At 58.2% G+C, this 6,668-nt stretch carries 7 protein-coding genes; 1 reads left to right on the top strand and 6 read right to left on the bottom strand.

The genetic code is table 11. The features are described from left to right. The 3 genes from murJ to VN887_01110 form a co-directional block, all read right to left on the bottom strand. Positions 1 to 1,179 (bottom strand): murein biosynthesis integral membrane protein MurJ (murJ, locus tag VN887_01120; GenBank protein HXT38601.1); only part of this gene is annotated, 1,179 nt, incomplete at its 3' end. A gap of 50 nt (positions 1,180 to 1,229) precedes the next feature. After that, complete coding sequence (locus tag VN887_01115) at positions 1,230 to 1,814, bottom strand: dihydrofolate reductase (GenBank protein HXT38600.1); 585 nt, start codon at positions 1,812 to 1,814, stop codon at positions 1,230 to 1,232. Then, positions 1,811 to 2,605, bottom strand: coding sequence for a thymidylate synthase (locus VN887_01110; protein ID HXT38599.1), 795 nt, complete (start codon positions 2,603 to 2,605; stop codon positions 1,811 to 1,813). The genes VN887_01115 and VN887_01110 overlap by 4 nt, the downstream gene beginning before the upstream one ends. Positions 2,606 to 2,701: 96 nt before the next feature. On the opposite strand from VN887_01110, the gene VN887_01105 reads away from it, so the two are divergent. Then, the gene (locus tag VN887_01105) at positions 2,702 to 3,163 is read left to right on the top strand and encodes a PaaI family thioesterase (protein ID HXT38598.1); all 462 of its coding nucleotides are present in this window, start codon (positions 2,702 to 2,704) and stop codon (positions 3,161 to 3,163) included. Between the two features lie 62 nt (positions 3,164 to 3,225). On the opposite strand, the gene VN887_01100 is transcribed toward VN887_01105, so the two are convergent. The 3 genes from VN887_01100 to VN887_01090 all read right to left on the bottom strand — a co-directional run. Next, a complete protein-coding gene (locus VN887_01100) occupies positions 3,226 to 4,776 on the bottom strand; it encodes a TolC family protein (GenBank protein ID HXT38597.1) in 1,551 nt (516 codons plus the stop codon). Positions 4,777 to 4,904: 128 nt separating this feature from the next. Next, positions 4,905 to 5,570 (bottom strand): ABC transporter ATP-binding protein, encoded by a 666-nt coding sequence (locus tag VN887_01095; GenBank protein ID HXT38596.1) that lies wholly within the window; start codon positions 5,568 to 5,570, stop codon positions 4,905 to 4,907. Positions 5,571 to 5,647: 77 nt separating this feature from the next. After that, positions 5,648 to 6,668 (bottom strand): FtsX-like permease family protein (locus tag VN887_01090; GenBank protein ID HXT38595.1); only part of this gene is annotated, 1,021 nt, incomplete at its 5' end.

Here is a 6,668-nt window from a genome sequence, read left to right as displayed (position 1 = left end):
GCTGATCTTCATCGGCGTCTTGATGTCGTTCAGCGCATAGAAGGCCCGCCCCAGAATGTTGACCGTAGAGAACAGCAACAGGCCGGGCGCCAGACAGCCCAGGGCCAGCGCAACGCGATGCGTGGCTTGGGCGTCGAATTTACCGTGCTCGAACAGCAGGCGCACTATCGGCTCGGCCAAGGCAAGAGCCATCGCCGAGGCAATCAGATTGACGAAAGACAGGTAGCCCAACCCCTGTCCCAATGTCGCCCGGAACTCCGGGTATTTCTTTTCCGCCGCCAGTCCGGCGAGGGTCGGCAGAAGATAGGTTGCAAGCGAGATGCCAAACATCCCCTGTGGCAGTTCCATCAGGCGGACCGAGTAGTTGAATGTGGAAACAATCGACGGGTCGAACCAGAACGAGAAACATTGCGTGATGAGGACGTTGATTTGAAACGCGGCGACGCCGATGGAACCGGGCAGCATCTTGCGGACGACCTCGTGAACGGTCGGGTCGCCCCATGGGCGGACCCACCGGAAACGGAATCCCTCGCGATACAAACTCGGAACCTGAAACAAGGCCTGCGCCACGCCGGCAACCAGTACGCCGGCCGCCAGCGCGAAAATCTGCTTTGGCAACCTCAATTCTTTCGGCAACTCCAAGCCCAGCCGCGGCGCGAGGAAGAGGACGCTGGAAATCATCACCACGTTGAGCAGCGCCGCGCCCAGCGCCGGCACAAAAAAATGGCCGCGCGCGTTGGCCATGCCGATCAACGCCGCCGCCAGGCAGACCAGCAACACATAGGGAAACATGATGCGCAGCAAGCGCAGCATCAGGTCGGTCTCCGGCTCAAACCGGCCCGCCGCCAGGGCGACGGAAATTGCGGCAATCGCGAGCGCCGTCACCACCGTTGCCGCCACAATCAATCCGGAAATCACAGCGTTTGCCGTGCGCCACATTTCGAGTTCGCCCTCGTCGATTTCCTTCCGCTTGAAGATCGGGATGAACGCCGCCGTAAGCGCGCCCTCGCCGAGCAGGCGGCGAAACAGATTCGGCACCTGGAATGCGAGTGTAAACGCGCTCGCCACCCAGCCGTTGCCCATGAACGCGGCATAAACCATCTCGCGCACCAGGCCGAGCACCCGGCTCGTAAGCGTGGCGGCCGCGAGCGAGCCGGATGACTTGAGCATTTGCGACATTGCGCGCGAGGCTAGAGGCCGGCCCCCCAAGTTCAAAGCGCAAAGTTGATTCAGCGCGGAATCAGGGCGCGATTCCGGTAATGAAGGATTTTGAAGTCGGGACGGTCGAGGATTTCTTCGACCATTTCGAACCGGTCCTCGAATGGGGGAAAGAACGCGTCGCCCTCGACGACTCGTTTCACCAGCGTGAGGTAAAGATCGGAACAAAGCGGCAGGGCTTGCGCGTAAATCTGCGCGCCACCACAGATAAAACAGTCCACCGGAGAATCCGTCGGGCTGAGTTTCAAGAAGTCTTTAATAATGCGCAGGTCGATGGCGGTCACACCGCCAATTTTGGGAAGCTCAAACTGGTACGGATTCGGAACCGCCGTCTTGCCTCGCGCAGTCCACGCCTCGCCGAACAGATCCGGGAACTCACGCTTCAGGAGTCCCGGACGCCGGCTCAGAACGATGGTGATGCGATTGGGCAGTGGTTTGCCAAGGCTCTCGAACGTTTTTCGTCCGACAATGACGACATTGCCCGTGGTCATTTTCTTGAACCACTTGAAATCTTCCGGCAGATGCCACGGGATTTTGTTGCCCGCGCCGATGACGCGGTTCTCCGACATCGCCGCGATGGCTTTGAAGTGTTTCACACCGCAATCGGCGCCTTGATGGCCGGATGCGGATCGTAGCCGACCAGCTCGAAATCCTCGAACGTGAATTCGTGAATGTTCTTCACGGCGGGGTCGAGCTTCATGGTCGGCAGCGGACGCGGCTCGCGCGTCAGTTGCAGTTTCGCCTGTTCGAGGTGGTTGGCGTAAAGGTGCAGGTCGCCGAAGGTATGCACAAACGTGCCGGGCTTCAAATTACAAACCTGAGCGACCATCAGCGTCAGCAGCGCGTAGCTCGCGATATTGAACGGCACGCCCAGAAACAAATCGGCGCTCCTTTGGTAAAGCTGGCAGCTCAGTTCGCCCTCCTGAACAAAGAACTGGAACAACGCGTGACATGGTGGCAGCGCCATTTGCTCGATCTCGCCGGGGTTCCAAGCAGTCACGATGTGACGACGGCTGTCGGGATTTTTTTTGATCTGACCGATGACCTGGTCAATCTGGTGGATCGAACGGCCGTCGGTGGTGCGCCAGTCGCACCATTGCGCGCCATAGACACGGCCGAGGTTGCCGTCTTTACCGGCCCACTCATCCCAGATCGTCACGCCGTGTTCATTGAGGTATTTCACGTTTGTGTCGCCGCTCAGGAACCAGAGCAGTTCGTGGATGATGGATTTGACGTGCAACTTCTTGGTCGTCAGCAGCGGAAACCCATCATTCAACGGGAAGCGCGCCTGCGCTCCGAACACGGCGTATGTGCCCGTGCCGGTGCGGTCGGCTTTGAATTTCCCGTGTTCGAGAACGAGCTTGAGAAGCTGATGATATTGTAACATGACAAACGCCCGCTTGGTCTAATCCAAAGCAGCGGCGGCGCAAAGTTCAATTTTTTCCGCTCGACTACCCGTGCCCGGCTTTCGACCATCGCGCGCATGTTGAAGCTTCCCCATACCAGATCGTGTTTCGTCTGCGGCTTGCACAATGCAGGCGGGTTGAAACTGGATTTTGAAACCGACGGGCGAATCGCTCAAGCTCGGTTCATCCCGCGGTCCGAGCACGTCGGATTCAAGCGGACCGTTCACGGCGGGCTTGTTTCAACGGTGTTGGACGAGGCGATGGTCTGGGCCATCGGCGTGCGGACCAGGCGCTTTGCATTTTGCGCCGAGTTGACCGTGCGTTTTCTGCTGCCCGCGCGGCCCGGCGACGAATTGCTGGTCGTCGGCGAACTCACCGCGGACCGCCGCGGCAAATTGTTCGAAGCGAAAGCTGAGTTGAGAAACCAACAGGAAACCGCGCTTGCCTCCGCCACCGGGAAATACCTTCCAATCAAGCACGACCAACTCGCGGAAATGCTGGGCGATTTTGCCGAAAGCACGGACAACATTTTCAGTTGACCGGGCGGAGGCGTTTCTGCCGGCGGGGTGTTCGCCCGGCGCGACCCGGAGAACCCGGTGCCTCACTTCACTTCCAGACTGAGGTTGAGTCGCTGAAGGGTCGTCCCTTCGCTCGCGGCGAGCGCGGCGAGCGCGTTGTTGTAATCAGCCAGTGCCTGAATCTCGGCGGAGCGCGCCGCCGTGAGATTTTTTTGCAATTGAAGCACTTCGAAATTGGTGCTCTTGCCATTTTCCAGCTTTTTCTGTTCCGCCTTGAGAGCTTCGTCCGCGTACGAGGAGGCTTCGCGTGTGGCTTTGACACGCTCGTAATTGCCGATGGCCGTGCCGACGGCATCCTCGATTCCCACCATGATGGTTTGCTCGAGTTGCTTGAGCCGCAAGAGTGCCTGTGCCCTTTGCGCTTTGGTGATTTTGTAATTGTTGCGCGCGGCCTGGTTGCCCAGAGGAATTCTGAACTCCGCGCCCACCGAATAAAACGGCCCTTCCGCGTCGCGAATCTGGCCGAACACCTCGCTGTAAACACCCGAATTGCCGTTGCGGCCAAACGTGCCGGTGAGATCCAACTGCGGAAAGAGCTGGTTGCGCTGGAATTTCAACGTGATGCCGAGTTGATCGGCGTTCAAACGCGCCTGCTCCAGGTCGGGGCGCATCGTGAGACCGTTCTGCCAGCTCGCCTGCAGATTCAGCATCTGCGGAACGGCCGTCAAAGGCTCCGCAGGATCAATAAGGACGTTCGACCATTCGCTGTAATCGTCACTGAGGAGATTTTTCAAAACCCGCTGGCGTGTGCCGAGCGTGTTCTGCGCTGTCAGCAAATCCGCCCGGCTCGAGGCAACCTGAGACTCCGCCTGTTTTTCATCCAGTTGGGCGAGAGCGCCAACCTCCACCTTTTTCTTGTTCTCGGCGAGCAACTGTTCCGCCAGTTGCAGCGCCTTTTCCTGGACCTTCACATTTTCCCGGGCGGCAATCAGGTTGTAATAGGCGGTTTCGACCTGCGTGATGATGTCAATGATGCGCCCGCGAAGGCCCCATTCCGTGCCCCGCAACTGGCTTTTGCTGATCTGAATATTGTAACGGATGTTATCAATCCAAAGATTCTTCAACAACGGTTGTGTCAGACTGATGCTTACGGATCCGTTTGCGTTTTGAAACGGTGCAGCCAGGAAGGAAGTATTGGTCGTGACCACTCCACCGTTGGTGACAACAGTCGAAATGGGATTAAACCTGTCGCCGACCGTTTGTGAAACACTGGCGTTCAGGCTGTAGGTGAGCCCGCTGTCGATGGGAGCCGCCCCGCCAATCCCCACATTGAACGAATCCGATTTGGTCGCGCTGGCCGGAATCGAAAGCGTGCCATTGATCAAAGTGCCGAGCGAAGAGTTGTACGAATGTGTTGCCCGGAAATCCAGGCCTGGATCGTATCCTGCATAAGCGAGGCTGACGTTGTAGCGCGCGATCTCGGGATTCACCCGCTCGATCCTCACATCAAAGTTGTGTTGCAGCGCGAGCTGGATGCAGTCGTTCAGCGCAAGGCTTTTCGTCGAAAAGGAGTTGGTGGTTTGCGCGTGGGCGGCCGCTGCGGCCACACCAATTGCGAGCGCGAGATTTCGCATGATTTGCATTGGGGGCCGAGATTGCTTCATTCTTCCCGATTCGTCAAACAAACGTCGTTCTTTCATGACACAGGTTTTCCATTTGGAGTTACAATAATCTGTCTTTGGACAGCGCCCGTCGTGTTCCGTCACTCCTTCACCAGCCAGCCGTCGCGCAGCCGGATGATGCGATGGCCAAACGCGGCGTTGGCTTCGGAATGAGTGACTTGGACGATGGTCGTCCCGGCGCCATTCAGCTTCCGAAAAAGTTCCATGATCTCACGGCCCTGGTCGGAATGCAGATTGCCGGTCGGCTCGTCCGCGAGAATCAATGACGGCTTCGCGACGATGGCCCGCGCCACCGCCACGAGTTGCTGCTGGCCGCCGGAAAGCTGGCTGGGAAACAAATCCTTCTTCGCCACGATGCCGAAGCGGTCGAGGGTATCCGCCACGGTGGCCTGGCGCTCCGACTTTTTGACATCTCGATACGACAGCGGAATGTCCAGGTTCTCCGCCACCGTCAGGTCGTCGAGCAAATGAAACTGCTGAAAAACAAAGCCGACGTGCTTTTTGTTGAGGGCCGCCCGCTCCTTGGGCCCCAGTTTATGGACTGGCTGGTCGAACAGATGGTATTCGCCCTCCCATGCGTTGTCGTAAAAGCCGATGATGCTCAGCAGCGTTGATTTGCCCGCGCCGCTCGGCCCCATGATGGTGATGAACTCGCCTTCGGCGATGTCGAGATTGATCTGTCGCAGCAGGTAAGTGAAGCCCGCCTTGGTCTTCACGGATTTTTCAAGGTTCCGCAGTTTGATCATAGATCTTGTTCGTCGTTAATCTCCCAGTGTCCGCAGTTTTGTCATTCTCCACTCCGCAATCCGAATTTCGCATTAAATTATTCACAGCGCAGTGCCCGCATCGGATCGACTTTCGCCGCGCGGCGGGCGGGTGACCAGCAGGCGAGGCCTCCCACAACACCCAGTGTCACCACCACGGTGGCCAGAGCCCAGGGATCTGCGGGAGAAACGCCAAACAACAGGCTGCGAATATATTCGCCGGCCGAGATGGCGAGGACCAATCCGAGAACCAGGCCGTTTACGATCAGTCGCACGCCTTGTCGGAAGAAAAGGCTTCTTACCTGGCTCCGACTCGCTCCCACGGCCATGCGGATGCCGACTTCCCGTGTGCGGCGCGTCACCGAATAAGCCAGAACCGCATACATACCCACCGCTGACAGCAGCAATCCGAGTCCTCCCAGAGAAAGCAGCAGCCACATCATCACGCGTCGCGGCGCTGTGGCCCGGTACAACTGCGATTCGATGGAGTAAAAATCATTCAGTTCAACCGGAACCATCATCTCCTTGCCCGCCTGGACCATCGCCGCTCGCAACTGGCTGAAATCCCCGGAACTGCGGACCGCGTAATCTCCGAGGCCGCCCGACAATGCCTCCGTTTCACGCTCGTAAGGTTCGTAAAACACCGGCTTATCTTCCGATTCCAACTGCCGGTCCCTGATATTCCTCACTATCCCAACCACTACATAATCGCGCCTTGGCTTGCTGCGGCGAAGCTGTTTGCCCAGCGGACTCTCACCCGGCCAGCAATCCTTGGCCAGCTTTTCGTTGATCACCACGCCCCTCTGTCCCTGCGACGCGTCCTCCTTTGACAACAAACGACCCGCCACGAGTTTGGCTCCGACGGTCCGCAGGTAGTCTCCGTTGAGCACGCTGACAGAGCTGTACCCGAGCCATACCGGTCCTGTTTTCCCTTCCACCTCATAGTCGTCAAACCCTGCACCATCGTTTACGGCGGCAGACTCGACGCCCGGCGCTGTTTGAAGGCGCTCCAATGCCAGTTTTCGAAACGTAAACCACTTGTCGACCCCCGCCTGCCAGCCTTCCTTCAAGGCCTTGCTT

Source organism: Candidatus Angelobacter sp. (assembly GCA_035607015.1).
In the GTDB taxonomy this organism is placed as follows: Bacteria; Verrucomicrobiota; Verrucomicrobiia; order Limisphaerales; family AV2; genus AV2.
The sequence above is the reverse complement of the archived record's forward strand: the minus strand, read 5'-3'. Positions and strand labels throughout refer to the sequence as shown.

Excerpts from the sequence above, each read along its gene's own strand:
- VN887_01100 (HXT38597.1), bottom strand. The coding sequence starts at position 4,776 with ATGCGAAATCTCGCGCTCGCAATTGGTGTGGCCGCAGCGGCCGCCCAC.
- VN887_01105 (HXT38598.1), top strand. The coding sequence starts at position 2,702 with ATGTTGAAGCTTCCCCATACCAGATCGTGTTTCGTCTGCGGCTTGCAC.
- VN887_01110 (HXT38599.1), bottom strand. The coding sequence starts at position 2,605 with ATGTTACAATATCATCAGCTTCTCAAGCTCGTTCTCGAACACGGGAAA.
- VN887_01095 (HXT38596.1), bottom strand. The coding sequence starts at position 5,570 with ATGATCAAACTGCGGAACCTTGAAAAATCCGTGAAGACCAAGGCGGGC.